This window comes from Oribacterium sp. oral taxon 102, from assembly GCF_013394775.1.
Lineage (GTDB): Bacteria > Bacillota > Clostridia > Lachnospirales > Lachnospiraceae > Oribacterium.
On record NZ_JABXYT010000001.1, the window covers coordinates 1328308 to 1355304 of the forward strand.

Consider the following 26997-nt stretch of genomic DNA (forward strand, 5'->3'; position numbering starts at 1 on the left):
GAGGCTTCTATGGCGGATCTGAAAGCAAATCAAAATGAAAAGAAAATGAGCTCGTTCCTGAAGCGGCTCATCAGCGGAGCGGTGCTGCTGCTTCTCATTCTGGTGATCGCGCCTATGGGCGGGCTCCCGCTTTTTCTGCTGACGCTCGTGACCTCGCTCACGGGACTCTTCGAGCTGTACCGGGTCTTCGGCATTGAACGCCGCTCGATCGGCTATGTCGGCTATCTGACGACGGTGATCTATTATCTGCTCGTCTGGTTTCGAATGGGAGAGTATATGGCGCTGATGAGCGTGCTCTCGCTGATGGGAATGTTCGCGTTTTACGTCATTACCTATCCGGAGTACAAGGTGGATCATGTGGCGAAGGCATTCCTCTCTGTGGTTTATGCGGGAATCATGCTGAGCTATCTCTATCAGACCAGAAACCTTCCGGACGGCAGATACTTCGTCTGGCTGATCTTCATTGCGAGCTGGGGAAGCGACACCTGCGCCTATTGTGCGGGAATACTCTTTGGCAGGCATCGTATGACACCGGCGCTCAGCCCGAAGAAGACGGTGGAGGGTGCGGTGGGCGGTGTCGTGGGTGCGGCGCTGCTGGGAGCGCTCTATGCTTTCCTGTTCCGCCATCATTTCACCGAGGGAAGCAATCCCGCCCTGAGCTCTGCGGTTGCCTGCGCAATCGGTGCGCTGATTTCAATGATCGGGGATCTGACAGCCTCCGGGATCAAGCGGGACTATGCGGTGAAGGATTACGGCACACTGCTCCCCGGGCACGGAGGCATTATGGATCGCTTCGATTCCGTGATTTTTACGGCGCCCGCGGTTTTTTTTGCGTTGACGTTTATAGTATGAGCAGCGGTGCATAAGCACTATGTGACAGGTTTATCGTCGTATGAGGCAGGAGAAAAATGAGAAAAATCGTGATTTTAGGCAGTACCGGTTCGATCGGCACACAGGCGATAGAGGTGATCCGGCAGGATCCGGAGCTTCGGGTCACCGGACTCGCGGCATACGGCTCGATCGAGAGGCTGCGGGAGCAGGTGCTCGCGCTGAGGCCGGAGACAGTCTGCGTCTATGATACGGAGAAGGCAGAGGCGTTCCGTGCCTACGGGCTCCCAGTGGAGGTGCTCTCCGGGATGGAGGGGCTCTGTCAGCTCGCTTCGATGGCGCACTGTGACGAGGTGATCGTCTCTGTGGTCGGCATGATCGGCATTCAGCCGACGATCGCAGCGCTTCGAGCGCGGAAGAGAGTGGCACTCGCGAATAAGGAAACGCTGGTCTGTGCCGGGCATCTCATCATGCCGCTGGCGAAGGAATGCGGCGTAGAGATAAGACCTATCGATTCGGAGCATTCGGCGATCTGGCAGTCCCTTGCGGGAGAGAGGCATGAGAGCATTGAACGCATTCTGCTGACGGCCTCCGGCGGACCCTTCCGCGGGAAGAAGCGTGCGGAGCTTCGGGGAAAGACCAAGGAGGACGCACTGCGGCATCCGAACTGGACGATGGGGAGGAAGATCACGATCGACTCTGCTACCATGGTTAACAAGGGGCTGGAGGTGATTGAGGCGCGCTGGCTCTTTGACGTACCGGTGGAGAGGATCACGGTGCTGGTGCAGCCGCAGAGCATCGTACACTCTGCTGTGCAGCTTGTGGACGGCTCCGTGAAGGCGCAGCTCGGCCTGCCGGATATGCGCATTCCGATCGAATACGCGCTCTATGCGCCGGAGCGGCGGGCGCTTCGGGAGGATGAGCGGCTGGATCTCGCCGGACTTGGGAGCCTCAGCTTCGAGATGCCGGATCCGGAGACCTTCCGGGGGCTATCTCTCGGGATCGAAGCGGGGAAGCGCGGCGGTTCGCTCCCGACGGTTTACAATGCGGCGAATGAGGAGGCGGTCGCGCTCTTTCTCGAAGATCAGATTGACTTTCTCGGGATACCGGAGGCGATAGAGGCAGCGATGCGCACCCATGAGGAGGCATTCCTTCCCGCGCCGACACTGGAGGAGATTCTCCGGATTGAGCGATGGTCGAGAGAGTTTGTCCGGAAGCGCTTCCGGAAGTGAGGATAGAATTTGAGTATTATAGCAGCGATTCTGGTTCTGGGAGCCATTGTTTTCTTTCATGAGCTCGGGCATTTTCTTGCCGCGAAGCTTTTCGGTGTCGGCGTACTGGAATTTTCCATCGGCATGGGGCCTCGTATCCTTTCCATCGTGTTCCGGAATACCCGCTACAGCCTGAAGCTCCTGCCGCTGGGCGGCTCCTGTGCGATGCTGGGCGAGGACAGCGCCGGTTCGGGAGACTTCCTGTGCGCATCGGGGACGGAGAGCGGGGACGGGATACTGGATTATGAGGGCGTGCGCTTCCGGGAAGCGGAGCTTTTGCGCCGGAGCTTCCGGAACAGGCCGAACTGGCAGCGTTTCGTGATCTGCATAGCCGGTGTCTTTCACAATTTTCTGCTTGCCTTCCTGCTGGCAATCGTGGTCTGCCATTTCAGCGGCTTCGACAAGCCGATCATGCTGGGGACGGAGGCGGAGGCGCCGGCCGCGGGGATGATTCAGGAGGGAGACCTGCTGCGTACGATCTCCTACGACGGGAAGCACGAGCGGCGGATCCGTTCCTTCCGGGATCTCTACATTTACCTTTACCTTCATTCGGGAGAATTTACGAAGGATACGCGTGTCAGCATCGGCTATGAAAGAGCAGGGAATGCAGGTTTGGGCTCGGCGGTTTTTGCGCCGTACTATGACGGTGCGTCCGGGAGGTACCGGCTGGGCATTTCCTTTTACAGCGGACGTGTGCGGGCGGCGAATGTCCCGGAGCTCCTGGAGGATGCCTGCTATGAGCTTCTCTACAATGTCAGGGTCGTCTTCGACAGTCTGCAGCTTCTCGTCCATGGACGGGTGGAGAGGAATGAGCTGATGGGACCGGTAGGGACGGTCAGCGTCATCGGCAGCACGGTGGAGGCGTCCTCCCGCTACGGGCTCTTCAATGCCTTTCTGGTGCTGCTGGAGCTCTCCGTGATGCTGAGCGCGAACCTCGGCGTGATGAATCTGCTGCCGATTCCGGCGCTGGACGGCGGACGGCTTCTGTTCATTTTGCTCGAAATGCTTACACGGCGGCGGCTTGATCCGAAGATAGAGGAACGCATCAATCAGGTCGGGATGGCGCTGCTGCTTCTCTTGATGCTCCTGCTCCTGTCGAACGACATCTTCAATGTGCTGACCGGTGCTTATAAAAACATCATCTGATATAATACTGATATAAGAATCCGAAATGGCTTTCCGGAACGTGTACCATGGTACGGAAAGCATAAAAACGGTGGAGGACAGAATGTTCAGCAGAAAAGAAACCAGAGTGGTCGATATCGGCGGCGTGAGGATCGGCGGCGGCAATCCGGTGGCGATCCAGTCGATGTGCAATACCAGGACGACGGATATCGCAGGCTCGGTCGAGCAGATTCGGAGATTACAGAAAGCAGGCTGCGACATTGTCCGGCTGACAGTGCCGAGCTTCGAGGCGGCGGAGGCGTTCGGTGAGATCCGGAAGCAGGTCGGCATCCCGATGGTAGCTGACATCCACTTCGATTATCGCATGGCGATCGCGGCGATGGAGCATGGAGCGGACAAGATCCGTATCAATCCGGGCAATATCGGATCGAAGGAGAGGGTGCGCGCTGTGGTGGACTGCGCGCGGGAGCGGAGGATCCCGATCCGTGTCGGGGTTAATTCCGGTTCTCTCGAGAAGGCGTTGCTCGAGAAGTACGGCGGGCATGTGACTGCGGAAGGGCTCGTGGAATCGGCACTCGATAAGGTGCATTACATCGAGGCGCTCGGCTATGACAATCTCGTGATCTCGATCAAGTCCTCCGATGTACTGACATCCGCGAGGGCGCATCTCTTGATCGCAGAGAAGACCGACCATCCGCTGCACGTCGGCATCACGGAGGCAGGAACCGTCTGGTCCGGAAATATCAAGTCGGCGATGGGGCTGGGGATGATCCTCTCGCAGGGGATCGGAGACACGATCCGCGTCAGCCTCTCGGCGGATCCCGTGGAGGAGGTCAAGTCGGCGAAGCTGATTCTCCGCACGCTGGGACTGCGAAAGAAGGGGGTAACGGTCGTGTCCTGTCCGACCTGCGGCAGAACCAACATTGATCTGATCGCGCTGGCAAACGAGGTGCAGACCATGGTGGAGGAGTTTGACGACAAGGACCTGAAGGTCGCAGTGATGGGCTGCGTTGTCAACGGCCCGGGAGAGGCGAGAGAGGCGGACATCGGCATCGCCGGCGGCATTGGCGAGGGACTGCTCATCCGGAAGGGAGAGATCATCCGGAAGGTTCCGGAGAAGGAGCTGCTTTCTGTGCTGCGGGAGGAGATCGAGAAGCTGTGAGGAAGGGCTGATGACTGCGTGAGAGCTCACAGGAGCCCGAAATACGGTTAGGGAAACGCTGATTAAACCGGGAAAGTTACGTGTAAACGGGCGTGTGCCTCATGAACAAATCAGTGTTCCGTATCGGCTTGCTCTCTGCTTTCCGAAGCGGTCTTTCTGAAACAGCCTTTCTGAAGCGGAGCCGTGCGGCTTCTTGTCAGAGATGCGCTTCTGTGGTAGACTAATGCGGATTGGAGAACGTATGATTCGATTTGTACATGGGATTCTCCGGGGCGTCGAGGAGGGGCTCGTCACTGTAGAGGCTGGCGGAATCGGCTATGGGATACGGGTAGCGCAGTCGGTGCTCCCGCTTCTCCCGTCTCTCGGAGAAGAGATTTGCATATATACCTATTTTTCTGTGCGTGAGGATGCGATGGAGCTGTTCGGTTTTCTGAACCCGGAGGACAGGGGGATGTTCGTACAGCTCCTGTCGGTCAGCGGGGTGGGGCCGAAGGGCGCTCTCAGCATCCTTTCTGTGCTACGACCGGATCAGCTTCGGGCGGCAATCCTCTCCGGAGACAGCCGGTCTATTCAGATGGCACAGGGGATCGGGAAGCGGACGGCAGAGCGTGTGATCCTCGACCTTCGGGATAAGGTAGATGCGGGGAAGCTCTATGGAGAGCTGCTTTCCGGAGGGGAGGCGGCATTGCCGATGGCAGCAGGGGAGCTGCATTCTGCCGCGAGAGAGGCGACGGAGGCGCTGACGGCGCTCGGCTACAGCAGCGCGGAGGCGCAGGGCGCGGTGCGGAAGGTCGAGATCACGGAGGGAATGACGGCGGACGACGTGCTCAGACAGAGCCTGCGGCATCTGGCGTTTTAAGGAAGCGCTGATTTATTTATGGATTCACGCCCGTTGGCACGTAACTTTCCCGGTTTCATCAGCGTTTCATTAAGCCGCGCAGCTCCCCTGATTTTCAATCGGGGCAGAATAAGAAGCAATCGCAGGCGATTGCCTTGAACCGCTCAAAGCTCTTCGCCAGAGGGGCAGCGCAGTCCTTCGAACTGCGCTTAACCGCGCAGCTCCCCCGAGCCTTGCTCGGGGGCAGAATCAGGAGGAGAATGGAACACAGAGTCATCAATACAGACGAGACGGCAGAGGACAGGAAGCTGGAGCCGAGGATCCGTCCGCGGCTTCTCGGCGACTACATCGGGCAGAGCAAGCTGAAGGAGATGCTTTCCATCTATATTCAGGCGGCGAAGCAGCGGGGACAGTCGCTGGATCACTGCCTTTTTTACGGCCCGCCGGGACTCGGCAAGACGACGATCTCCAACATTATTGCCAATGAGCTCGGCGTGAATATAAAGGTGACCTCCGGGCCCGCGATTGAGAAGCCCGGGGAGATGGCGGCGCTTCTGAACAACCTCTCCGAGGGAGATGTGCTCTTCGTAGACGAGATCCACAGGCTGAACCGGCAGGTAGAGGAGGTGCTCTATCCGGCGATGGAGGACTTCGCCATCGATATCATGCTGGGAAAGGATGCGAGTGCGCGCTCGATCCGGCTGGAGCTGCCGCATTTCACCCTGATCGGAGCGACGACGCGCGCGGGACTTTTGTCCGCGCCGCTGCGGGATCGTTTCGGTATCATCTCGAAGCTCGAATTCTATACGACGCAGGAGCTTCGGGAGATCGTCCTTCGTTCCGCCAGAGTGCTGGAGGTCGAGATCGAGGATTCCGGCGCGGAGCGGATCGCGCTTCGCTCGCGGGGAACGCCGAGATTGGCGAACCGTCTGCTTCGGCGTGTCCGGGATTTCGCAGATATTAAGTACGACGGCAGGATCACGCGGGAGGTCGCGGACTACGCGATGGACATCCTCGACGTGGACAGGCTCGGGCTCGATCAGAATGACCGGAGCTATCTCCTGACGATTATCGAGAAGTTCAGCGGCGGTCCCGTGGGGGTCGAGACGCTGGCGGCGGCGCTCGGAGAGGACAGCGGGACGCTGGAGGACGTATACGAGCCCTATCTTCTGATGAACGGGCTGATTAACCGCACGCCCCGCGGACGCGTAGCGACACCGAACGCGTATAAGCACTTGGGGATATCGTATGAAGGCTGAGCCTTTCGAATTAAAGCTGGCTCGGGAGGATTGTCAGATACGGTCTTGGCATCCTTATCAAATCTGATAAAGCAGGGAATAAGATGGCAGAGAAGAATACAGTAGAAGTAGTTATCGACGGAAAGATTTACCGGCTGTCCGGAAACGAATCCGACAGCTATATGCATGAGGTGGCAGGATATCTCAACAACAGGATCGCAGAGTTCAGGAAGGAGTTCCGCTACTATAATAAGCTGGATGATTCTCTGAAGGCGCTGCTTCTCGAGATCAATATCTGCGACGATTTCTTCGTCGAGCAGGAGAAGACGAGAAAGGCGCGGATCGCCCGGGAGGAGCAGGAGCGGGAGGCATACGCGGCGAAGCGCGATCTCGTAAATATGCAGATGAAGCTGGAAACCGCGCTGCAGCAGCTTGCCGACGCGCAGAAAAAGCTCGCGGAATATGAGATTCAGGAGCGTCTCCGGGCGGACGGGGCGAAGGGATGAGGCAGACGGAGCTGCTTGCACCCGCGGGCTCCCTCGCCTCGGTATATGCCGCGGTCAATGCCGGCGCGGACGCTGTATATATGGGCGGACGTCGCTTCGGGGCGCGTGCCTACGCGGAGTCGGCGCAGGCATTGGCATCGGATATGCTGCTTGCCGCGATCGAGCACTGCCATCTCTTCGGTGTGAAACTCTATATGACGATAAACATACTCTTTAAGGATGCAGAGCTTAAAGAGCTTTTTTCGTATTTGTATCCCTATTATGCGGCGGGGGTGGATGGGGTAATCGTGCAGGATCTCGGCGCGGTGCGCCGCATTCGTGAGCTCTTCCCGGATCTCCCGGTGCATGCCAGCACGCAGATGTGCGTGAGCGGGCCGGAGAGCGCGCGGCTCGTAAAGCGGCTCGGCATGACGAGAGCTGTACTCGCCAGAGAGCTGAGCCTTTCGGAGATCCATCGGATACATGAGGAGGCGGGGATAGAGCTGGAGGTCTTTGTGCACGGTGCGATGTGCTACAGCTATTCCGGGGAATGCTTTATGTCCTCTCTTCTGGGCGGAAGATCCGGAAACCGCGGAAGATGCGCGGGAACCTGCCGTCTCTGCTATGAGACCGGCGGGAAGAGGGGATATTTCCTCAGCATGAAGGATATGTCCACAGTGGAGCTGCTGCCGGAGCTGATTTCAGCAGGCGTGTATTCTATGAAGATCGAGGGGCGGATGAAGTCGCCGGTCTATACGGCGGGCGTGGTTTCTGTGTACCGGAAGTACCTGGATCTCGCGGAGAAAAGTCCGGAGACGTATCAGGTAGAGGAGAGGGATCTCCTGCTGCTCAGAGAGCTCTATGACCGCGGAGGGACGGATTCCTACCTGAGGAAGCATAACGACAGAGAGATGATCGCGATCAAAGAGAAGGGCTTCCGCGTCGTGGACGAGCAGCTGCTCGACGAGGTCTCGGAGCGTTATGTGAGACGGACGCGGCAGCTTCCGACAGCACTCTCCATCCGCCTCCGTGCCGGAGAACCGATGCAGCTTCGCGCTGCTGCGGGAGAGCAGGCTGTGACCGTAGTATCCTCCGCTCCGGTGGAGCGTGCGCAGCAGAGCGGAAGCGCTAGGGAGAGCATAGAGAAGCAGCTTCGGAAAACCGGCGCTACGGTCTTTTTCCCGGAGAGGCTGGAGATCGATATGGAGGAGGGGCTGTTCGTACCGGTTTCCGGGCTGAACGCACTCCGGAGAGCGGCATTGGAGCAGTTGAAGGAGGCATTGCTTGGGAATGCGAGACGACAGGGCAGAGAGGTCGAGACGGGAGAATAGAGGGGGCAGCGCAGAGAAGCGGGGCCCGCAGGGACGAAAGGAGGATACGGCACGCAGTGCGGGGGAATCTCAGAGAGCGGCGGAGCTACGCGGGAAGGCACGGGGAGGCAAGGAGATCCGGCGGGGCGGGAAGCGGGAGGCCGCCGGGAGAGGGGTCGTGCCAAAGAGGGAGACACGGGAAAACCCGAAGCCCCGCTTCGCCCCGCTGCTGCCTGTTTCGGAGCTTCGGGTCTCTGTAGAGCAGGAGGAACAGCTTCGGGCAGCGCTTTCCGTACAGGAGGTATGCCTGATCTATCTGGACGAGGCAGGCTTTTCGGATACGGCGCTTTCGGAGGGAATCCGGCAGATACAGCGGCAGGGGAAGAGAGCCGGGCTTCGGCTCCGGCGGATCGAGCGGGCATCGGAGGACAGCTGCTCCGTGAAGGCGCAGCTTCGGCGGCTGCTCTCTCCGGAGAGCATGGCGAGACCGGATGCGGTGCTCATTCGCTGCATGGAGGAGGTGATGCAGCTCCTCTCTCTTCGGGAAGCCGAGGAAAGCGCCGCCTTCCCGGAGCTCTGCTTCGATTATACGGTCTATGGCTACAATGCTGCGGCACTTTCGGTGCTCCGAGAGCTGGGGGCGGAGCGGGTAACGCTGCCGATTGAGCTGAACCGGCGGGAGCTCATGGAGCTCCGCGGCGGGCTTTCCCGGGAGCAGCTGGCATCAGAGCTCCTCGTCTATGGACATCTGCCGATGATGGTGAGCGCGAACTGCGTCAGGAAGACGAGCCGCGGCTGCGATCGTGGGAACGGAACAGAGCGGCTCCGCGACCGCATGGGTAAGGAAATGCCGGTGCGGATGTACTGCAAATACTGCTATAATCAGATCTTCAATGCGGAGCCCTACGGCATTTCGGATCTTCCGGCGGAGGTGCTGCCGCTCAGACCGGACAGCGTCCGTTATGATTTTTCAGTGGAAAGCGGAGAGGAATGTCGGCGGATTTTAGGCGGCATGCTTCCGACGAGCCTCACAAGAGGACATTTCCACCACGGGGTAGAATAAGATGATTCATTTATTCACGACGGCGAGCAGGTATCTCTGCATCCTTTTGACGGTACTCTATACCTACTGTAATTTTCGATATCTTTCCCTCTCGGACGAGGAGGCGGCAGAGCAGCTTGCGGCGTACCAGAAACCGATTCTCCTGCTTTTCCATTTCCTGCTCAGCCTCGTTCTCATTCTGCATAGCATGCGCCCGGAGACGCTGGGATTTTATTTCGCGCAGCTCCTTTTCCTGCTGCTTTTCCCATGGCTTTTCCGGCGGCTTTACCGTAATGTCAATCCTCTGCTTCTCAATAATATGAGCCTCCTGCTTGCGGTCGGACTGGTCATGCTGGAGCGGCTCAGCCTCGACCGGGCGGTGAAGCAGTATGTGATCGTGCTTGCGGCGGGACTTCTCTCGCTGCCGGTTCCGTACCTGATCGACCGGATCTGGGACTTTGCCCGCTTCCGCACTGTGCTCGCAGCATTCGGGATAGCGCTCCTGTCTTCGGTGCTTCTGATCGGCGTCAGGAGCTATGGCGCCAAAATGAGTATCAGTTTGGGCGGCTTCTCCTTTCAGGCAGTGGAGCTCGTGAAGCTGAGCTTCGTTTTTTCGCTCGCGGGCTTCCTCTATCGCGCAGAGGCGCTGCGGGATTTCCTCGTATCGAGTCTCGTCGCGGCGCTGCACATCCTGCTCCTCGTGCTCTGCAAGGATCTCGGCTCCGCGCTGCTGCTCTTCCTCTGCTATCTCGTGATGCTCTATATCGCGACGCGAAGGACGGCTGTACTTACAGCGGGACTCACGGCGGCAGGCTTTTCCGGCGTGCTTTCTTATTTTCTTTTTTCTCACGTCCGTACCCGGGTCTTCGCGTGGCGTAACCCTTGGGCGGATATCAATAACCGGGGCTATCAGATCACGCAGTCGCTCTTCGCCATAGGCACAGGGGGCTTCTTCGGGCTGGGGCTCTATCAGGGGCTTCCGAACAAGATTCCCATTGTAGAGAAGGACTTTATCATTTCCGCTGTCTCGGAGGAGCTGGGCGCGGTCGTGGCGATCTGCCTGACGCTGATCTGTCTGGGCTGCTTCCTGCAGATGATGATGATCGCGACCTATATGGAATTCGGCTTTTACAAGCTCGTAGCAGTCGGTCTCGCGATACAGTATGTGATGCAGGTTTTCCTGACGATCGGCGGCGCGGTCAAGTTCATTCCTTCCACCGGCGTGACGCTGCCCTTCGTGAGCTACGGCGGTTCCAGCCTTTTCTCCAGCTTCCTGCTCTTTGCCGTCATACAGGCGCTGTATATCGTGCAGGGCAATGAGGACGAGGCGGAGCTTCTTACGGAGACGGGGGAGGCTGCGGAGGATACGGAATACGGGGAGCAGGCAGACGAGGAGAGGACAGAGGGCGCGCAGGAGCATGGCGCTTATGGCGCAGCGCGGCATTTGGAGAGGGGACGATCCCGAGGAAGAGAGGGGGCGCGATGAGAGACGATTCGGAGAGAGAGAGACGGCAGGCGGACAGGGGGATTTTTCATCTCATTTTCTTCTTTTCTCTGCTTTTTTTCGTCCTGATCGGCTATATGATCTACTTCATCGGCTGGCAGGCGCCGGGGCTGATGGGCAATCCCTACAATGCGAGGATGGAGGTCTTTGATAACCGTATCCTCCGCGGAGCTATTCTTTCCTCCGACGGGCAGACACTGGCTGTGACGGAGAGAGGAGAGGATGGGACAGAAACGAGGCGTTATCCCTTCGGCGCGCTCTTCGCGCATGCGGTCGGCTATACTGCGAAGGGCAAGACGGGACTCGAGTCCGCGGCGAACTTCTATCTGATGGAGAGTCACACGAATCCCATGCAGCAGATTCTGAACGAGCTGACAGAGCAGAAGAGCCTCGGCGACAATGTGGTGACGACGCTTCATGCAGGGCTGCAGCAGGCAGCCGCGGAGGCGCTCGGAGAACGGAGAGGTGCGGTGATCTGCATGGAGCCGAAGAGCGGGAGAATCCTCGCGATGGTTTCCAGTCCGGGCTTCGATCCGAATACGATATCGGCGGAGTGGGAGAGTCTGGTCTCGGAGGAGAACCGCAGCGGAAACCTCATAAACCGGACGACGCAGGGACTCTATCCGCCGGGGAGCACCTTCAAGACGGTAATGGCGTTGGAGTATCTGCGGGAGCACCCTGCGGACTATGCGGATTTCCGCTACAGCTGTGACGGGAGCTTCCGCTCTCCGGAGGATCCTGCGGCAGAGATCCATTGCTACGGCGGAGAACGTCACGGGGAGGTGGATCTCGGACGTGCCTACGCGCTGTCCTGCAATACCGCCTTTGCGAAGCTCGGTACGGAGATTGATCGGAAGCAGCTGCTCACGCTTACGGAGTCGCTCGGCTTCAATCAGGATCAGACCCTTCCGATCGCCGCGAACCGGAGCCGTTTCCGGCTTACGGAGGAAGACAGCAGCTGGACACTGATGCAGACTGCCATCGGACAGGGACAGACGCTGATGACGCCGCTGCACAATCTCCTCCTGACTGCGGCGATCGCGAATGACGGAGCACTGGTGCAGCCGCGTCTCCTGGAACGCGTAGAGACGGCGGACGGGACGGTGGTGAAGCGTTTCTCCGCAGGGAGTGAAAAGCGGCTGATGCGTGCGGAGGAGGCAGAAGTGCTTCGCGGCTTTATGCGTTCTGTCGTTTCCGAGGGAACTGCGAGTAAGCTTCGTACAGAGGCCTACGCGGCGGCAGGCAAGACCGGCTCTGCGGAATATACGGAGGACGGCGTGACGAAGACCGATGCCTGGTTCACCGGCTTCGCGCCGCTGGAGGAGCCTGTGCTCGCGGTTACGGTACTGGTTGAGGATGGTGAGACCGGCGGCAGGACGGCAGTGCCGATTGCAAGGAAGGTATTTGACTATTGGCTGCTTTCATGATATGGGAGCCGATGCCGTGTCAGGCATGCTTTCTCCCGCCAGAACTGTAAAATTAGTTTCTGATGAAGAGGAGAATAGAGAAAAAAATTACAGTAGTTGTGCGATTTCTATAATTTATACGGAGTTTTTCTGTATAGAATTATAAATTAAATAAAGATGAATGAAATGTATTTCTGAATGATGACTATGTATTGAAATTACTTTTAGTTTGGATATACTGGTCACATGAGGAGGTACGGAGGATGAACAGCAAGATAGAGGCTTTGAAGGGAAAGCTGATCGTGTCCTGCCAGGCGCTTCCGGAGGAACCGCTCCATTCGTCCTATATCATGGGACGCATGGCAGTTGCCGCGAAAATGGGCGGCGCGAAGGGGATTCGCGCAAACACGAAAGAGGACATCCGCGAGATCCGATCCCTGGTGGATCTTCCGATCATCGGGATCGTCAAGAGAGATTATCCAGGCTCGCCGGTCTATATCACGCCGACGATGCGGGAGGTGGACGAGCTGATCGAGGCAGGAGCGGATATCATCGCGATGGATGCGACCGCGAGGCTTCGGCCGGACGGTGTCATGCTGGATGTGTTCTTCCGGGAGGTCAAGGAGAAATATCCGTTTCAGCTTTTCATGGCGGACTGCGCCACAGTGGAGGAGGCGCTCCATGCGGATGAGCTGGGCTTCGATTTCATCGGCACGACGATGGTCGGTTATACTGCGGAATCGAAGGGACTGCACATCGAAGCGGATGACTTCCGGATCCTGCGGGAGATTGTGGTGGGAGTGAAGCACCTTGTGATCGCAGAGGGAAATATCAATACGCCGGAGAAGGCGAAGCGGGTTGTAGAGCTCGGCGCCTACGCGGTAGTGGTCGGATCCATTATTACGAGACCGCAGCTGATTACGAAACCATTTGCGGAGGCTCTGAAAGAGCTTTCCGTCTAAACGAAGGAGGAAACTATGAAAAAGAAACTTATGGCGAGTGTTATGGCAGCGGCTCTCGGAGTGAGTGCGCTGGCTGCCTGCGGCGGAGGAAAGGCAGCTCCGGAGACGACAGCGGCAGGGGGGACGACGGCAGCAGCGCAGGAGAGCAGCGCAGCAGCTCCGGCAGCGGGACAGAACGCGGAGATCACGCTCTGGACGTATCCGGTCGGCAAGTGGGGCGATTCCGCGACGGTAGACGGACTGATTCAGAGCTTCAATGCGAAGTATCCGGACATCAAGGTCACGGTGGAGTACCTCGACTATACGAACGGCGACGATCAGGTCAATACCGCAATTGAAGGACATGCCGCGCCGGATCTCGTGATGGAGGGACCGGAGAGGCTGGTGGCGAACTGGGGCGCCAAGGGGCTGATGGCAGACCTCTCTGATTTTTTCACGGCGGATTCCGCATCCGACATTTATGATACCGTGAAGTCCGCCTGCAAGGGCGCAGACGGCAGGTACTATGAGTATCCGCTTGTCATGGTAGCGCACAGCATGGCAGTCAACAAGGCGATGTTCGAGAAGGCGGATGCCCTGCAGTATCTGGATCTCGAGAACCATACCTGGACGACCGAGAATTTCCTGAAGGCAGTACAGGCGGTTTATGACAGCGGACAGCAGAATGTCGGCGCGGTATACTGCGCAGGACAGGGCGGCGATCAGGGAACCAGAGCGCTGGTAAACAACCTCTACGACGGCAGATACACGAATCCGGAGCATACGGCATATGTAGTGGCTTCGGAGGAGAATGAGAAGGCACTGGAGGCGCTGAAGGCGCAGGACGGCATCAATTTCGACGCATCCATCGCCGGCGGCGATGAGATCACGCTGTTCCGTAACGGAACGCTTGCCATGTCCCTGTGCTGGAACGCCGCGCAGCAGAATAACAGCGATAACGGAACGGCGGGAAAGACAAACAGCGGAGACGAGATCATCCCGATGCTGTTCCCGAGTGACGACGGCAAGGCGGAGCTCTGCGGCGGCATCTGGGGCTTCGGGATCTTCGACAATGGTGATGAGAACAGGATCGCGGCAGCGAAGACCTTCATTGACTTCATGGCGAACGACCAGGATCAGGTCAAGGATTCTGTGCGCGCCTCCGGCTTCTTCCCGGTACACAAGAACCTGACCGGCGTCTATGACGGAACGGAGACCGCAGATGTGATGCAGCTCTATACCGAAAAGTTCATGCCTTCCATGGGCGACTATTACCAGGTCGTTCCGGGCTGGGCACAGGCGCGTACCGAGTGGTGGAACATGCTGCAGAGAATCGGCACCGGCGGTGACGTCAAGGCAGAGCTCGCAGTATTCGAGCAGAATGCCAATGCCGCTGCGAAGGGATAAGCTGCAACATTTCGCCCCCGTGCCGCAAATCGGCATGGGGGTTTATTTGAAGGATCGATTCAGAGGAGGGAAGTATGAAGGCGAAGGCTCCATCGAGAAGCCGTGTACTGGTGATGAGGGAGACGAGAGCGGCATATCTGTTCTTACTGCCGAGCCTCGTGTTCTTTATCGGCTTCGTCATCCTGCCCATGGTGCTCTGTGTATACACGAGCTTCTTTGATTCCACTATGGGAAAGGACGTAAAGGACGTATTCATCGGATTCCAAAACTATCAGTCGCTGCTTACCGATCAGATTTTTCATAAGGCTCTGTGGAATACCTGCATTATCGTACTGGTCTCCGTGCCGGTAGTGACGATCTTTTCGCTTTGGGTATCCTCCGCGATCTACCGCATGAACGGGGCGGCGCTCTCTGCCTTCCGCTGCATCTTCTATCTTCCGGTGGTGACCGGCTCGGTAGCGGTAACGGTGGTATGGAAATGGATGTTCAATAACTACTACGGCATTTTCAACTATGTCGGCAAGGGGCTGGGACTTCTGCAGCAGAATATCAACTGGCTGGGTGATTCGAAATACGCGCTGGGCTGCATTATCCTGATTCTGCTGACGACCTCCGTCGGACAGCCGATCGTCCTCTATGTCTCGGCGCTCGGCAATGTCGACGATTCTCTGGTAGAGGCGGCACAGGTGGACGGTGCGAACGACATGCAGCTCTTCTGGAAAATCAAGTGGCCGAACATCATGCCCACGACGCTCTACATTCTCGTCATTACCACGATCAATTCCTTCCAGTGCTTCGCACTGATCCAGCTCCTGACCTCGGGCGGCCCGAATCACAGCACGGATACGGTGATGTACTACATTTACTACACGGCATTCAAGCTTTACAAGTACGGCTACGGCAACGCGATGGGCGTGGTTCTCGCGATCATCATTGCGGTGCTTTCCGCGGTACAGTTCAAGCTGGCACAGGAAAAGTAAGGAGGAGATATGAATTCAAAAGTGAACAGCGGCATTCATCCGTATCGAATCCTGAGTCTGATCGTGCTCGTGATCCTGGCGTTTCTCTTCGTCTTTCCGCTTTATTGGATCCTGACCGGCGCCTTCAAGACCGCGGCGTCGATCAATGCGACCAGCCCCGAATGGATTCCGAGGGAGCTGGTGCTGGATAACTTCCGGAAGCTCTTCAGCCGGCAGACTGCGCCGCTTTTCGAGCTGAATATCCCGTTCAGCGGCTGCTTCTCCGCCTCCGGGAAGCCGATCGTCTTCCTGAGCGGGCCGGTGCTCCCGGCAGCGGTACGTTGGATGGTGAATACGGTTTTCATGGCACTGACGGCGATGCTGCTCACCTGTGTGACCGCTTCGATGGCTGGCTATGCACTGGCGAAGAAGCGCTTCACCGGCAGAACCGTGCTCTTCGGACTGATTGTCTGTGCGATGGCGCTGCCGAAGCAGGTCATTCTGATCCCTCTGATCCGTGAAATGTCGGCGCTCAGCCTGTATAATAAGATCTGGGCGGTGATCTTCCCGACAGTCGGCTGGCCCTTCGGTGTCTTCCTGATGAAGCAGTTTTCCGAGGGGGTTCCGGGAGAAATGCTGGAGGCGGCGCGCATCGACGGCGCGGGGGAGCTGAAGACCTTCCTCGATATCGTGGTTCCGATGATCAAGCCGGGGCTCGGCGCGCTGGCGATCTTCACTTTCATCAACAGCTGGAATGATTACTTCATGCAGTTGATTATGCTGAGCAGCACGAACAATCTGACGATCTCGCTCGGCATTGCGAAGCTGCAGGCGGAGAACTCCACCGACTTCGGACTGATCATGGCGGGCGCGAGTCTCGCGGCGGTACCGATCCTCGTGGTGTTCCTGATGTTCCAGAAGTACTTCACACAGGGTATCGCGATGGGCGCGGTGAAGGGGTAGAACTGTTATAGTTTGTTTAGGAGAACAGTATGAGAAATCTGGAGAAATACAAGGGGATTCTTCCCGCATTCTATGCCTGTTACGATACAGAGGGAGAGATCAGTCCGGAGCGTGTCCGCGCGCTCACCCGTTATTTCATAGAGAAGGGGGTGAAGGGCGTCTATGTCAACGGCTCCTCCGGCGAGTGCATCTACCTCTCGGTCGAGGAACGGAAGCGCGTTCTGGAGAATGTGATGGCGGAGGCGGAGGGCAGGCTGACTGTCATCTGTCATGTGGCGGCGAACAGCACCCGGGATTCACAGGAACTGGCGCGCCATGCGGAGTCGCTTTGTGTCGATGCGATCGCAGCGATCCCGCCGATCTATTTCCATCTGCCGGAGCACGCGGTCGCGGCGTACTGGAATGACATCAGTGCTGCTGCGCCGAATACTGATTTCGTAATTTACAATATTCCGCAGCTCGCCGGCGTAGCGCTGACCCGTTCACTCTTTGCAGAAATGCGGAAGAATCCGCGGGTGATCGGCGTGAAGAATTCCTCCATGCCGGTACAGGACATCCAGATGTTCAAGATGGACGGCGGAGAGGACTATGTGATTTTTAACGGCCCGGACGAGCAGTTCATCAGCGGACGGCTGATCGGTGCGGAGGGCGCGATCGGCGGCACCTACGGCGCGATGCCGGAGCTCTTCCTCCGGATGAACAGCTTCCTCTCAGAGGGGAGGCTGGAAAAGGCGCGGCAGCTTCAGTATGCCGTGGATGCCGTCATTTACAAGATGTGCGAGGGACATGGGAACCTCTACAGTATCATCAAGGAGGTGCTCCGGATCAATGAAGGGCTCGACCTCGGAAGCGTCAGGAGACCTCTTCCGGAGATGACGGTGGGCGACCGCGACATTGCGGCGAAGGCGGCGGAAATGATTCGGGCAGCACAAACGGAATTTCTGAGATAGGTACAGCGGATGAAGAGCTATGTCGCCATCGATATCGGTGGAACGAAGATGAAATACGGGCTGCTTTCCGAACAGGGGAAGCTGCTTCAGAGCGCGGAGCGGGACACGGAGGCGGTTCCGGGCGGCGGCCCGCATATCCTTACGCTCGTGAAGGGGATTATCGAGGGATATCTCCGGGAGCAGGAGCTTCTGGGGATCTGTCTTTCCAGCGCAGGTATGGTGGACATCGAGCGCGGAGAGATCTTTGCCTCCCGGCCGCAGATTCCGAACTATGTCGGTACCGCCTTCAAGCGGGAGCTGGAGGAATGCTTCGGCATTCCCTGCGAGATCGAAAATGATGTGAACTGTGCCGGACTCTCTGAGGGGCTTCTCGGTGCGGGAAGAGGCGCAGAGAGCAGTCTCTGTCTCACGGTCGGAACCGGAATCGGAGGCTGCTTCGTGAAGGATCAGGAGGTTTATCACGGCTCTTCCTACAGTGCCTGCGAGGTGGGATATCTGCATCTGCCGGGAGGTCTGTTCGAGGAGCTTGCCTCGACGAGCGCACTTTGCCGCAGGGTGGAGGAGCGAAAGGGAGAGCCGGGAAAATGGGACGGAAGACGGATTTTCGGGCAGGCGAAGGCGGGAGATACGGTCTGTCGGGAGGAAATCGCAGCGCTCTGCGATTATCTCGGGATGGGGATCGCGAACCTCTGCTATGTGCTGAATCCGGAGAGGGTGATCCTCGGCGGCGGCATCATGCAGCAGAGGGACTATCTCTATCCGCTGCTCCGCACGTCGCTTGACCGTTATCTTGTGCCGGCGCTCTCGGAGAAGACGGAGCTTCGCTTCGCGGAGAACGGAAACCATGCCGGGATGCTGGGTGCATTCTGTCACTTCGCCGCCATGCAAAGGAAAAGAGAATTGAAATGAGAATTCACAGTGAGAACTCGTTTCTGCCGACGTTGGAGGCGAGACATGCGAGCTTTACACAGGTGGAGAAAAATATCGCCGACTTTTTCATGAAGAATACGGAGAAGATGGATTTTTCCACGAAAAACATCGCGAGGCTTCTGTTCGTATCGGAAGCCTCCTTGTCGCGTTTCGCGAAGAAATGCGGTTTTCGGGGCTATCGGGAATTCATCTATCAGTACGAGAAGTCCCTGCAGGACAGCGAACGGATGGGAGAGACGGTGAAGGCGGAGGAGGTTCTCCTGAATTACCGGGAGCTGATCGAGAAGACCTACAGCCTGCTGGACGAGCGGCAGGTCTCCAAGATTGTGAAGCTGCTCTACCGGATGCCGCGGGTGCTGGTCTGCGGGAACGGCAGCTCCGGGCTCGCCGCACGGGAGATGGAGAGCCGCTTCATGCGGATCGGCGTAGACATCGACTCTGTGTTCGAGCCGGATAAGATGCGGATGCGGAGTGTCTTTCTGACAAAGGATACGCTGGTGATCGGGTTCAGCATCAGCGGGGAGACGCAGCCGGTGCTCTATCTTCTGGAGCAGGCGCATCAGAGAGGAGCGAAGACGGTGCTTCTGACCTCGAAGGACGACCGGCGCTTCGACAGCTATTGTGACGAGGTGCTGCTCCTGTCCTCCCTGAAATATCTGAGCAGCGGAAACCTCATCTCTCCGCAGTTTCCGCTGCTTCTGATGATGGATATCATCTACAATGAGTATGTCTCGGCGAATCGTTACGAGAAGGAGGCGTTGCATGACGATACCCTGCGCGCACTGAGCTCCAAAGAGGAGAGGAGGACACAGGTTTGGTGAAGACAGTAGTATGCTTCGGTGATTCCAACACCCATGGCTACGATGCCATGACAAACGGACGCTTCGCAGCAGAGGAACGCTGGCCGGGAAGATTGCAGACCCTGCTCGGGGAGGGGTATCGAGTGATCGAGGAGGGACTCAGCGGCAGGACGGCGGTCTTTCGGGATCCGCTCTTCGAGGGACTCTGCGGGCTGGATTACCTCTATCCCTGTCTGATGAGCCATGAGCCGGTGGACAGCCTGCTCGTGATGCTGGGAACGAACGATGTAAAGCTTCGCTTTTCCGCGACTGCCGCCAACATTGCGAGGGGAATGGAGCGTCTTCTGACAAAGGCGCTTCGAACGCCGGAGGCATTCCGGGGCGGAAAGCCGGATATCCTGCTTATCGCGCCGCCGTCGATCGGCATAGAGTATGAGCGTACGATGGTTTACGGAGAGATGGGAGCGGGCTGTCATGAGAAGACGGATCTGCTGCGCGGCTTCTACCGGGAGCTCGCCGAACGCCTGTCGATCCGCTATCTGGATGCCGGTTCGATTCCTGGACTTCGTATGAGTCCGCCGGACTATATGCATTTAAACGCAGAGGGACATAGGCTTCTGGCAGAGACGCTGGCGGAGCTGCTTCCCTGATAAAAAACGCCTCTTCCCTCCGGCATTTGTCCGGAAAGAAGGGGCATCGTCAATCATGGAATCCTGCCTGCTGCGCGCTCACTGTCCGAGGGCTTCCTCGTCTGCGAGCACGAGAACATTTTCATGGAGCTGCAGGATCGAAGCGGGGAGCTGCGGCGTGATCGTGCCGTACAGCATTGCATGGACTGCCTCCGCCTTGTCCCTGCCGGAGGCAAGCAGCAGGATTCGCCGTGCACGGAGGATCGCGCCGCAGCCCATGGTATAGGCCTCGGTCGGCACCTCCTCACGGCGCTCGAAGAAGCGCTGGTTCGCTTCTATGGTATTCTCGCTGAGCTTCACGCAGTGGGTGCCGGAGGAGAAATGATCGGAGGGCTCGTTGAAGCCGATGTGCCCGTTTCGTCCGATGCCGAGGAGCTGGAGATCAATGCCGCCCAGACGCTGTATCACTGCGTCATAGTTACGGCAGGCGGTCTCAGTGTCTTTTTCCAGTCCGTTCGGAACATAGGTATTTTCCGGATGAATATTGACGTGGCGGAAGAGATTCTCTTCCATAAAATAACGGTAGCTCTGCGGATTCTCCGGAGCCAGTCCGCGGTATTCGTCCAGATTGACGGTTTTTACCTCTGAAAAATCGACAAGCCCCTCCGCGAAGCGTTCCCGAAGCTTCCGGTAGAGTCCGACCGGACTCCCGCCGGTCGCGAGTCCGAGTGTGGAATCCTTTTTCCATGTGAGCTGCGCTGTGAGAAGCTCCGCCGCCCTCTGACTGATTTCTTCATAGTTCCTGCATCTGCAAAGCTGAATCATGTAAAGCCCCTCCGATTTCTGGATTAGATACCGACCGTCTGAAACGTTCCTTTTTCCAACAATAGCAGAGAATGCACGGAATTTCAATGCGGGGGTATCCGGATAGAAAGAGTATTCCAAAAGGAAACAAAGTAAACAGAAAGGAGGAGGCAGTTTCGGCGCTTTGCTGTGGAAAAGAGGAAGCAAAGTAAAAGAATTTTCAAAATAAACGGTATGACTTGAAAGTAATTTTAAGGAGGCTATACTGGAAAGAAAGGGAAAGAACGTATCCGGCAGACAGGGAGCTTGGACAGACAGGGCTTACTGCTAAAAGGATATGGCGGAGCGGCTTCGCCGGGAATGGGAAAGCCGGATTACGCTGGAAAACAGAACGGAGGCAGGGGTATGTGGATCAAAAATGCGAGAATCTTCTGCGAGGACGGGCGGTTTCGTCTCGGATCGCTTCGGATGGAAACGGGCAGGGTTCAGACGCTTCGTCTCGCTTCGGAGGGATGGTACTTCGAGGAGCTCGGAGAGGAGCAGGCGCCCGAAGAGGATGCTCCTTCCCCGGCTTCATTTGAAGGGGAACAGCAGGAGGGAGAGGACTGCCTCGATGCCTGCGGCGGGCTCCTGATCCCGGGGCTGATCGACCTCCATTTTCATGGCTGTCTCGGGGAGGATGTCTGCGACGGGAAGCTGGAGGGGATGCGGCGGATCGCGAGATACGAGGCGGAGAACGGCATCACGGCGATCTGTCCTGCGACCCTGACGCTGCCGGAGGAGGAGCTCTGTCAGGTGCTTCATACCATGTCGGAGTGGAGGAGGATGCAGGAACCGGAGGAGGCGGAGCTTGTGGGCATCAATATGGAGGGCCCCTTCATCAGTAAGGCGAAGAAGGGGGCGCAGAACGGCGCCTATATCCGGCGCTGTGACGTCGGGACAGCGCGGCGCTTCCTCGAGGCCTCCGGCGGACTCGTGAAGCTGATCGGGATAGCGCCGGAGGTGAATCCGGGCTTTGAGGATTATATCCGGGAAATCAGTTCGGAGCTGCGGGTTTCGCTGGCGCACAGCAATGCCGACTATGAGACGGCAGGCAGAGCCTTCCGTGCCGGAGCCGTTCATGTCGTCCATCTCTACAATGCCATGACAGGGCTCAGCCACCGGGCACCGGGCGCGGTCGGCGCGGTATTCGAGAATCCTGCCGTGACAGCGGAGCTGATTACGGACGGTGTGCATATTCATCCGATGATGGTGCGGCTTGCCTTCCGGCAGCTGGGACAGGAGCGGGCGATCCTGATCAGCGACAGCCTGCGTTCCGCGGGAATGCCGGACGGACGCTATCTTCTCGGCGGGCAGGAGATCGAGAAGAGAGGGAAACTCTGCACCCTGGTTCCGGACGGCAACATCGCCGGCTCTGTTTCCAATCTGATGGATTGCTTCCGAACCGCTGTGCTGGAAATGGAGATTCCCTTCGCGGACGCGCTCCTTGCCGCGAGCCGTAACCCGGCACGCCGTCTCGGGATAGAGGATGCGCACGGTACGATCTGCGAGGGAAAGTTGGCAAATCTCGTGCTGCTGGATCAGACGCTCCGGATCCGGCGCGTCTTCCGGGAGGGCAGGGAAGTCCGCGGCGAAAACAGCAAGAACGTATGAGGCAGAGACAGAGTGCGCCGCTTATCGCTATGCCGCGCACAGAAAACAGGAAACGGGAATGCTTCCGGGCATAAAAGCCCCGGAACATAAAAAAGGGGACATGGAAGAAAGGAAAACGCATTTCTTCCATGTCCCCTGTGCGGTTCTTATTCGCTCACGCGAACCTTCGTCATGATAACCTTCTTACGCGGCGCATCCTGCCAGCCGGTCTCCACGGAGGCGATGCGGTCTACCTCCTCCATACCATCGATCACTTTGCCGAAGGCTGCATACTGTCCGTCAAGATAGTCTGCATCGTCGTGCATGATGAAAAACTGAGAGCCGGCGGAGTCCGGATCCATCGCTCTTGCCATGGAGATCACGCCTCTCTTATGCTTGAGATCATTCTTTATGCCGTTGCTGCTGAATTCGCCCTTGATCTGATAACCGGGACCGCCGGTGCCGTTTCCGTCCGGATCGCCGCCCTGAATCATGAAGCCCGGGATGATGCGGTGGAAGGTGAGCCCGTCATAGAAGCCGTCCGTTGCCAGCTTTACGAAATTCGCTACCGTGATTGGCGCGATCTCCGGGTAGAGCTCGAGGCGGATCTCGTTGCCGCTGTCCATCGTGATCGTAATGATCGGATTTGCCATATCGTATACCTTGCCTTTCCTTTTTCAATGCCTACATCATAGCAGGTATTCGGAATGCTGGCAATGGCGGATTCTCGGCAGAAACGGCAGAAACGCGCGGGATGCCTTTTCTCTTCGGAAAGAATGTGCTATAATGAACCAAACTATGGCTGGAGCAGCCCACGGAGCAGCCTGCCCGGAGCGAATAGCCGTCATATTACAGGAGGAAAAAATGACAGAAGAAGTTAAGAGCAAGGTAGAGGAAGCGATCCCCTCCATGGATGATTTCAAGGAGGAACTGGAGGAATCTTTCCGGCAGCACAGTACGGCGAAGCGCTCGGATATGGCGGCATGGGACAAGATCATGGATGACTTCGAGAAGAAGACAAATGTGGAGGTCGAGATTCGGGAGGCGGTGAAGAGCGGCGTGACGACCAGTCTGGAGGGCGTGCGGGCATTCATCCCGGCATCCAAGCTTTCCCTCGGATTTGTGGAGGAGAAGGATCTTCCGAACTGGGTCGGCAAGAGACTGGAGGTTCGCATCATTACCGCGGATCCGGAGAACAACAAGCTTGTTCTGTCCGCACGGGAGATTCTCCGTGAGGAGGCGCAGAAGAAGCAACAGGAGAAGATGGCGAAGCTGCAGGTCGGTCTCGTTACCGAGGGGAAGGTCGAGAGTCTGAAGGACTACGGCGCATTCGTGGATATCGGAGACGGCATCACCGGACTGCTCCATGTTTCACAGATTTCCAATAAGAGAGTAAAGTCTCCTGCAGACGTGCTGAAGGAGGGACAGACCATCACCGTCATGGTGACGAAGGTCGCAGACGGCAGGATCAGCCTCTCCATGAAGGCACTGGAGGCGGACAGAGCGGAGAAGCAGGAGAGGCGTGAGCGGGACGACTTCCGTGAGAACTACAGGGAGAACGGCGCGGTTACCACTTCTCTGGGATCTCTGCTCAAGAATATCAGCTTTGATTGACGGAAGAGTGTTCCGACTGATTAAAAAGCAGGAGATGCTGCGGTACTGGATCGTACGCGGCATCTCCTTTTTTACTTCAGTCAGTTCAGCTAAGACCAGGAGCGGAAGCATGCGCTGGATTTTTTGAGAAATATCGTGTATAATATTTCCGAATTTTTGTTCGAATATCGAAGGAGGAAAGGGAAGCAGGCGTGAGGGCGATGACGAAGAGCGGCAGTACGAATCGGAGCGGCAGGCAGGGAAAGCGTGCCGCGGCTGTGAAGAAGGCTGCGGAGACAAAAAGCAAGGGACGCAGCGGAAGGAACGGCAGGCGCAGAGCGGCGGAGAAGACAGCTTTTATGGGGGATGAGGTTCTGATCATCCTCCTCTTTGCACTGTCTGCGCTGCTGCTGCTCAGCAATCTCCGGCTCTGCGGTCCGATCGGCGCGGCGCTCCGTGCGATGCAGATGGGAGCCTTCGGCACGATCGGCTTCCTGTTCCCATTCGTACTTTTTCTGGTCGTGGTATTTCTGCTTTGCAATCGGGAGAACCGATATGCGGTATGGAAGATGACTGCTGCCTGCTTCCTCTATATCTTCCTCGCAGCGTTCTTTCAGTTTCTGTACGGCGGAGACCTGCGATACATGGGACTGTCGGACTTTACGGAGCTCGGAATCGCGGAGTCGGCAGGCGGAGGACTCATCGGCGGCGCACTCGCGATGGTGCTTCACAATCTTTTGGGCGGTGTCGGCGCGGTGCTGGTACTCCTCGCGGCAATGCTGGTCTGCCTCGTCTATATGACGGAGAAGCCGCTGATGCGGATGCTCGCGTCTTTTTCGGTAAAGACTGCGGGGAGAGCGGGTGCGAGGGCGAAGAAGGATCTCCGGGAGTTCTCCGAGACGGCGAAGGCATACCATCAGGAGCAGCTGCGGATCAGGGAGGAGAAGCGGCAGGAGCTTGCCCGCAGCGTGGACTTCGATGCCATTGACCTTCGGGGATGCGGTGTGGATGCGTCCGGGCCGCAGCCTGTACGGGAAGCAGAGCCTTCGGGGGGGACGCAGGAGGCAGCGGCTGTCAATGCGGCTTCCGTGACGGCGCAGACGGCTCCCGCAGGACAGGACATACAGACCTCCTCCGGGGGAGGGCGCGAAGCGGAGGATCGCGCCTCGATCTTTCAGGGACATATCTCCGGCGTGTATGAGGTGCATGGTACGGAGATGGCAGGCGGGATCCCGATGGCGCGCGCTGCCGCATCGTCCCGCACTGCCGCGCCGTTTTCCGGGCAGCCGCTGGAGGTCGAGGATCTCGGACAGGAGACTGCGGCCTCGGGGACAGCTCCGGCGTTTCGTGAGGAGCGTTTCTTGAAGACGGCAGATCGCCGTGAGGAGATGCCGCTCGCTTTGACGGAGAGCGCTGCGGATACGGAAGCGGCGCGTATCGCTGAGAAGAGCGCTGCGGATGTGCAGTGGAAAATGGAGAATCCCTCCGCGGCAGCGGGCGGACACCCCGCACAGGACAGCAGCGTGACGATTCCTGTGGAGAATCCGGAGGCGGGGACACGGACTATCGTGACCGCGAGCGGGCACGTCATTCATTCCGATGCAGAGCAGATTCAGAAGAGACTCTATGAGAAGCGGGCAGAGAAGGCGAGCTCGTCGGAAAATGAGGAAATGAAGCAGGAAATTCTTGAAAAGAAGAGGCTGTGCAGACCCTATGTCTTCCCGCCGCTGTCGCTGCTCCGGCGGGGCGGGCTCCAGAACATTGACAGCAAGGGCGAGATCGAGCAGAATGCGATCACCCTGCAGCAGACGCTGCAGAGCTTCGGTGTCAGCGTAACCGTGACCAATGTCTCTGTCGGACCGGCGGTGACGCGTTATGAGCTCCAACCGGAGCAGGGTGTCAAGCTGTCGAGGATCGTGGCGCTGACCAACGACATCAAGATGCGGCTCGCTGCGGCGGATATCCGTATGGAAGCGCCGATTCCGGGGAAGAACGCCGTCGGGATCGAGGTGCCGAACCGGAAGGGACAGATCGTCTTTCTGGGGGATATCCTTTCCTCGAAGGAGTTCCGGGAAGCGGACGGCAGGCTGTGCTTCGGTGTCGGCAAGGATATTGCCGGCAAGGTCGTCGTGACGGATATCGCGAAGATGCCGCATCTCCTCATAGCAGGTGCGACCGGCTCCGGAAAGTCGGTTTCGATCAATACGCTGATTATGTCCATCCTTTATAAATATAAGCCGGAGGAGGTTCGCCTGATCATGGTGGATCCGAAGGTCGTCGAGCTGCAGGTTTACAACGGGATTCCGCATCTGCTGATTCCGGTCGTGACCGACCCGAAAAAGGCGGCATCGGCGCTGAACTGGGCGGTGGCGGAGATGACAGACCGCTATAAGAAATTCGCGGAAACGGGTGTCCGGGATTTGAAGGGCTACAACGAGCGGGTGCAGACGGTGCGGGAGGATCCGACCGTTCCGGAGGGGGAGAAGCCGGAGAAGCTGCCGCAGATCGTCATTATCATCGACGAGCTGGCGGATCTGATGATGGTTGCCGCGCAGGAGGTAGAGGATGCGATCTGCCGTATCGCCCAGCTCGCGCGCGCCTGCGGGATGCATCTCGTGATCGCGACGCAGCGGCCGTCCGTCAATGTCATTACCGGACTGATCAAGGCGAATGTGCCGTCCCGCATTGCCTTCGCGGTATCAAGCGGTGTGGATTCCCGTACCATCATTGACATGAACGGGGCGGAGAAGCTGCTCGGCAAGGGCGATATGCTCTTCTTCCCGCAGGGCATCCCGAAGCCGGTACGTGTGCAGGGTGCGTTCGTCTCGGATGAGGAGGTACAAAGGGTCGTGGACTTCCTGAGGGACAATTCGGAGGCGGAATACAGTGAGGAGATCCAGTCCACTGTGGAGAATCCGGCAGTATCCGCGGGAGCGGGAGAGAACAGCGGCAGGGATGAGCTCTTCGCGGAGGCGGGGGCGCTGCTCATCGAAGCGGACAAGGCTTCGATCGGGATGCTGCAGAGGCGGTTTCGCATCGGCTTCAACCGCGCCGCGCGGATCATGGATCAGCTCTCGGACTATGGTGTGGTCGGGCCTGAGGAGGGAACGAAGCCGCGCCGGATCCTGATGAGCATGGAGGCATTTCAGCTCCTGCTTTCGGAGAACGGGTAAGCTGCGG

At 57.9% G+C, this 26997-nt stretch carries 24 protein-coding genes; 22 read left to right on the plus strand and 2 right to left on the minus strand.

All coding sequences use genetic code 11. The features are described 5' to 3' along the window. The first annotated feature begins 9 nt into the window (after positions 1–9). The 19 genes from HW273_RS06095 to HW273_RS06185 all read left to right on the plus strand — a co-directional run bounded on the left by HW273_RS06095 (position 10) and on the right by HW273_RS06185 (position 19809). Positions 10–852 (plus strand): phosphatidate cytidylyltransferase, encoded by an 843-nt coding sequence (locus tag HW273_RS06095; protein ID WP_243206755.1) that lies wholly within the window; start codon positions 10–12, stop codon positions 850–852. A 56-nt stretch (positions 853–908) separates the two neighbouring features. Continuing rightward, positions 909–2060 carry a 1-deoxy-D-xylulose-5-phosphate reductoisomerase gene (gene dxr / locus HW273_RS06100; RefSeq protein WP_179010930.1) on the plus strand — a complete coding sequence of 384 codons (1152 nt, stop codon included), beginning with the start codon at positions 909–911 and terminating at the stop codon, positions 2058–2060. 9 nt (positions 2061–2069) lie between these two features. Next, positions 2070–3245: a M50 family metallopeptidase gene (locus HW273_RS06105; protein WP_179010931.1), complete on the plus strand. Its 1176-nt coding sequence runs from the start codon at positions 2070–2072 to the stop codon at positions 3243–3245. 25 nt (positions 3246–3270) lie between these two features. Beyond that, positions 3271–4386 (plus strand): flavodoxin-dependent (E)-4-hydroxy-3-methylbut-2-enyl-diphosphate synthase, encoded by a 1116-nt coding sequence (ispG, locus tag HW273_RS06110; RefSeq protein ID WP_279287569.1) that lies wholly within the window; start codon positions 3271–3273, stop codon positions 4384–4386. Between the two features lie 241 nt (positions 4387–4627). After that, positions 4628–5245 (plus strand): Holliday junction branch migration protein RuvA, encoded by a 618-nt coding sequence (gene ruvA / locus HW273_RS06115; RefSeq protein ID WP_179010933.1) that lies wholly within the window; start codon positions 4628–4630, stop codon positions 5243–5245. Between the two features lie 239 nt (positions 5246–5484). Further along, a complete protein-coding gene (gene ruvB / locus HW273_RS06120) occupies positions 5485–6483 on the plus strand; it encodes a Holliday junction branch migration DNA helicase RuvB (RefSeq protein WP_179010934.1) in 999 nt (332 codons plus the stop codon). Between the two features lie 83 nt (positions 6484–6566). Beyond that, the gene (locus HW273_RS06125) at positions 6567–6968 is read left to right on the plus strand and encodes a cell division protein ZapA (RefSeq protein WP_179010935.1); all 402 of its coding nucleotides are present in this window, start codon (positions 6567–6569) and stop codon (positions 6966–6968) included. Then, positions 6965–8278, plus strand: a complete 1314-nt coding sequence (locus HW273_RS06130) for a peptidase U32 family protein (protein WP_179010936.1) — start codon at positions 6965–6967, stop codon at positions 8276–8278. Before HW273_RS06125 ends, HW273_RS06130 begins: the two co-directional genes overlap by 4 nt. After that, a complete protein-coding gene (locus HW273_RS06135) occupies positions 8238–9320 on the plus strand; it encodes a U32 family peptidase (protein ID WP_179010937.1) in 1083 nt (360 codons plus the stop codon). The genes HW273_RS06130 and HW273_RS06135 overlap by 41 nt, the downstream gene beginning before the upstream one ends. Before the next feature lies 1 nt (position 9321). Then, positions 9322–10785 (plus strand): FtsW/RodA/SpoVE family cell cycle protein, encoded by a 1464-nt coding sequence (locus HW273_RS06140; RefSeq protein WP_179010938.1) that lies wholly within the window; start codon positions 9322–9324, stop codon positions 10783–10785. After that, a complete protein-coding gene (locus tag HW273_RS06145; RefSeq protein ID WP_179010939.1) occupies positions 10782–12230 on the plus strand; it encodes a peptidoglycan D,D-transpeptidase FtsI family protein in 1449 nt (482 codons plus the stop codon). Before HW273_RS06140 ends, HW273_RS06145 begins: the two co-directional genes overlap by 4 nt. A 242-nt stretch (positions 12231–12472) precedes the next feature. Beyond that, on the plus strand, positions 12473–13171 hold the full coding sequence (locus HW273_RS06150) for an N-acetylmannosamine-6-phosphate 2-epimerase (RefSeq protein WP_179010940.1): 699 nt from the start codon (positions 12473–12475) through the stop codon (positions 13169–13171). 15 nt (positions 13172–13186) lie between these two features. Further along, a complete protein-coding gene (locus HW273_RS06155) occupies positions 13187–14557 on the plus strand; it encodes an ABC transporter substrate-binding protein (protein WP_179010941.1) in 1371 nt (456 codons plus the stop codon). 74 nt (positions 14558–14631) lie between these two features. Then, complete coding sequence (locus HW273_RS06160) at positions 14632–15537, plus strand: carbohydrate ABC transporter permease (RefSeq protein WP_179010942.1); 906 nt, start codon at positions 14632–14634, stop codon at positions 15535–15537. Positions 15538–15546: 9 nt separating this feature from the next. Further along, positions 15547–16479 carry a carbohydrate ABC transporter permease gene (locus HW273_RS06165; RefSeq protein ID WP_179010943.1) on the plus strand — a complete coding sequence of 311 codons (933 nt, stop codon included), beginning with the start codon at positions 15547–15549 and terminating at the stop codon, positions 16477–16479. A gap of 29 nt (positions 16480–16508) precedes the next feature. Continuing rightward, on the plus strand, positions 16509–17429 hold the full coding sequence (locus tag HW273_RS06170) for a dihydrodipicolinate synthase family protein (RefSeq protein ID WP_179010944.1): 921 nt from the start codon (positions 16509–16511) through the stop codon (positions 17427–17429). Positions 17430–17438: 9 nt separating this feature from the next. Next, on the plus strand, positions 17439–18338 hold the full coding sequence (locus HW273_RS06175; protein ID WP_179010945.1) for an ROK family protein: 900 nt from the start codon (positions 17439–17441) through the stop codon (positions 18336–18338). After that, on the plus strand, positions 18335–19180 hold the full coding sequence (locus HW273_RS06180) for a MurR/RpiR family transcriptional regulator (protein ID WP_179010946.1): 846 nt from the start codon (positions 18335–18337) through the stop codon (positions 19178–19180). The genes HW273_RS06175 and HW273_RS06180 overlap by 4 nt, the downstream gene beginning before the upstream one ends. Next, the gene (locus tag HW273_RS06185) at positions 19177–19809 is read left to right on the plus strand and encodes a GDSL-type esterase/lipase family protein (protein ID WP_330604030.1); all 633 of its coding nucleotides are present in this window, start codon (positions 19177–19179) and stop codon (positions 19807–19809) included. The genes HW273_RS06180 and HW273_RS06185 overlap by 4 nt, the downstream gene beginning before the upstream one ends. Positions 19810–19887: 78 nt before the next feature. Here the strand turns inward: HW273_RS06185 and nagB are convergent, their stop codons facing one another. Further along, a complete protein-coding gene (gene nagB, locus HW273_RS06190) occupies positions 19888–20610 on the minus strand; it encodes a glucosamine-6-phosphate deaminase (RefSeq protein WP_334298219.1) in 723 nt (240 codons plus the stop codon). Between the two features lie 387 nt (positions 20611–20997). On the opposite strand from nagB, the gene nagA reads away from it, so the two are divergent. Beyond that, the gene (gene nagA, locus HW273_RS06195) at positions 20998–22245 is read left to right on the plus strand and encodes an N-acetylglucosamine-6-phosphate deacetylase (RefSeq protein WP_179010949.1); all 1248 of its coding nucleotides are present in this window, start codon (positions 20998–21000) and stop codon (positions 22243–22245) included. Between the two features lie 146 nt (positions 22246–22391). On the opposite strand, the gene HW273_RS06200 is transcribed toward nagA, so the two are convergent. After that, complete coding sequence (locus HW273_RS06200) at positions 22392–22877, minus strand: peptidylprolyl isomerase (RefSeq protein ID WP_179010950.1); 486 nt, start codon at positions 22875–22877, stop codon at positions 22392–22394. Positions 22878–23088: 211 nt separating this feature from the next. On the opposite strand from HW273_RS06200, the gene HW273_RS06205 reads away from it, so the two are divergent. Both HW273_RS06205 and HW273_RS06210 read left to right on the plus strand, forming a co-directional pair. After that, positions 23089–23838 carry a S1 RNA-binding domain-containing protein gene (locus HW273_RS06205; protein ID WP_179010951.1) on the plus strand — a complete coding sequence of 250 codons (750 nt, stop codon included), beginning with the start codon at positions 23089–23091 and terminating at the stop codon, positions 23836–23838. A 200-nt stretch (positions 23839–24038) separates the two neighbouring features. After that, positions 24039–26990, plus strand: a complete 2952-nt coding sequence (locus HW273_RS06210; protein ID WP_179012464.1) for a DNA translocase FtsK — start codon at positions 24039–24041, stop codon at positions 26988–26990. Positions 26991–26997: the final 7 nt, after the last annotated feature.

Excerpts from the sequence above, each read along its gene's own strand:
- HW273_RS06095 (WP_243206755.1), top strand. The coding sequence starts at position 10 with ATGGCGGATCTGAAAGCAAATCAAAATGAAAAGAAAATGAGCTCGTTC.
- dxr (WP_179010930.1), top strand. The coding sequence starts at position 909 with ATGAGAAAAATCGTGATTTTAGGCAGTACCGGTTCGATCGGCACACAG.
- ispG (WP_279287569.1), top strand. The coding sequence starts at position 3,271 with ATGGCTTTCCGGAACGTGTACCATGGTACGGAAAGCATAAAAACGGTG.
- ruvA (WP_179010933.1), top strand. The coding sequence starts at position 4,628 with ATGATTCGATTTGTACATGGGATTCTCCGGGGCGTCGAGGAGGGGCTC.
- ruvB (WP_179010934.1), top strand. The coding sequence starts at position 5,485 with ATGGAACACAGAGTCATCAATACAGACGAGACGGCAGAGGACAGGAAG.
- HW273_RS06125 (WP_179010935.1), top strand. The coding sequence starts at position 6,567 with ATGGCAGAGAAGAATACAGTAGAAGTAGTTATCGACGGAAAGATTTAC.
- HW273_RS06130 (WP_179010936.1), top strand. The coding sequence starts at position 6,965 with ATGAGGCAGACGGAGCTGCTTGCACCCGCGGGCTCCCTCGCCTCGGTA.
- HW273_RS06135 (WP_179010937.1), top strand. The coding sequence starts at position 8,238 with ATGCGAGACGACAGGGCAGAGAGGTCGAGACGGGAGAATAGAGGGGGC.
- HW273_RS06140 (WP_179010938.1), top strand. The coding sequence starts at position 9,322 with ATGATTCATTTATTCACGACGGCGAGCAGGTATCTCTGCATCCTTTTG.
- HW273_RS06145 (WP_179010939.1), top strand. The coding sequence starts at position 10,782 with ATGAGAGACGATTCGGAGAGAGAGAGACGGCAGGCGGACAGGGGGATT.
- HW273_RS06150 (WP_179010940.1), top strand. The coding sequence starts at position 12,473 with ATGAACAGCAAGATAGAGGCTTTGAAGGGAAAGCTGATCGTGTCCTGC.
- HW273_RS06155 (WP_179010941.1), top strand. The coding sequence starts at position 13,187 with ATGAAAAAGAAACTTATGGCGAGTGTTATGGCAGCGGCTCTCGGAGTG.
- HW273_RS06160 (WP_179010942.1), top strand. The coding sequence starts at position 14,632 with ATGAAGGCGAAGGCTCCATCGAGAAGCCGTGTACTGGTGATGAGGGAG.
- HW273_RS06165 (WP_179010943.1), top strand. The coding sequence starts at position 15,547 with ATGAATTCAAAAGTGAACAGCGGCATTCATCCGTATCGAATCCTGAGT.
- HW273_RS06170 (WP_179010944.1), top strand. The coding sequence starts at position 16,509 with ATGAGAAATCTGGAGAAATACAAGGGGATTCTTCCCGCATTCTATGCC.
- HW273_RS06175 (WP_179010945.1), top strand. The coding sequence starts at position 17,439 with ATGAAGAGCTATGTCGCCATCGATATCGGTGGAACGAAGATGAAATAC.
- HW273_RS06180 (WP_179010946.1), top strand. The coding sequence starts at position 18,335 with ATGAGAATTCACAGTGAGAACTCGTTTCTGCCGACGTTGGAGGCGAGA.
- nagA (WP_179010949.1), top strand. The coding sequence starts at position 20,998 with ATGTGGATCAAAAATGCGAGAATCTTCTGCGAGGACGGGCGGTTTCGT.
- HW273_RS06200 (WP_179010950.1), bottom strand. The coding sequence starts at position 22,877 with ATGGCAAATCCGATCATTACGATCACGATGGACAGCGGCAACGAGATC.
- HW273_RS06205 (WP_179010951.1), top strand. The coding sequence starts at position 23,089 with ATGACAGAAGAAGTTAAGAGCAAGGTAGAGGAAGCGATCCCCTCCATG.
- HW273_RS06210 (WP_179012464.1), top strand. The coding sequence starts at position 24,039 with ATGACGAAGAGCGGCAGTACGAATCGGAGCGGCAGGCAGGGAAAGCGT.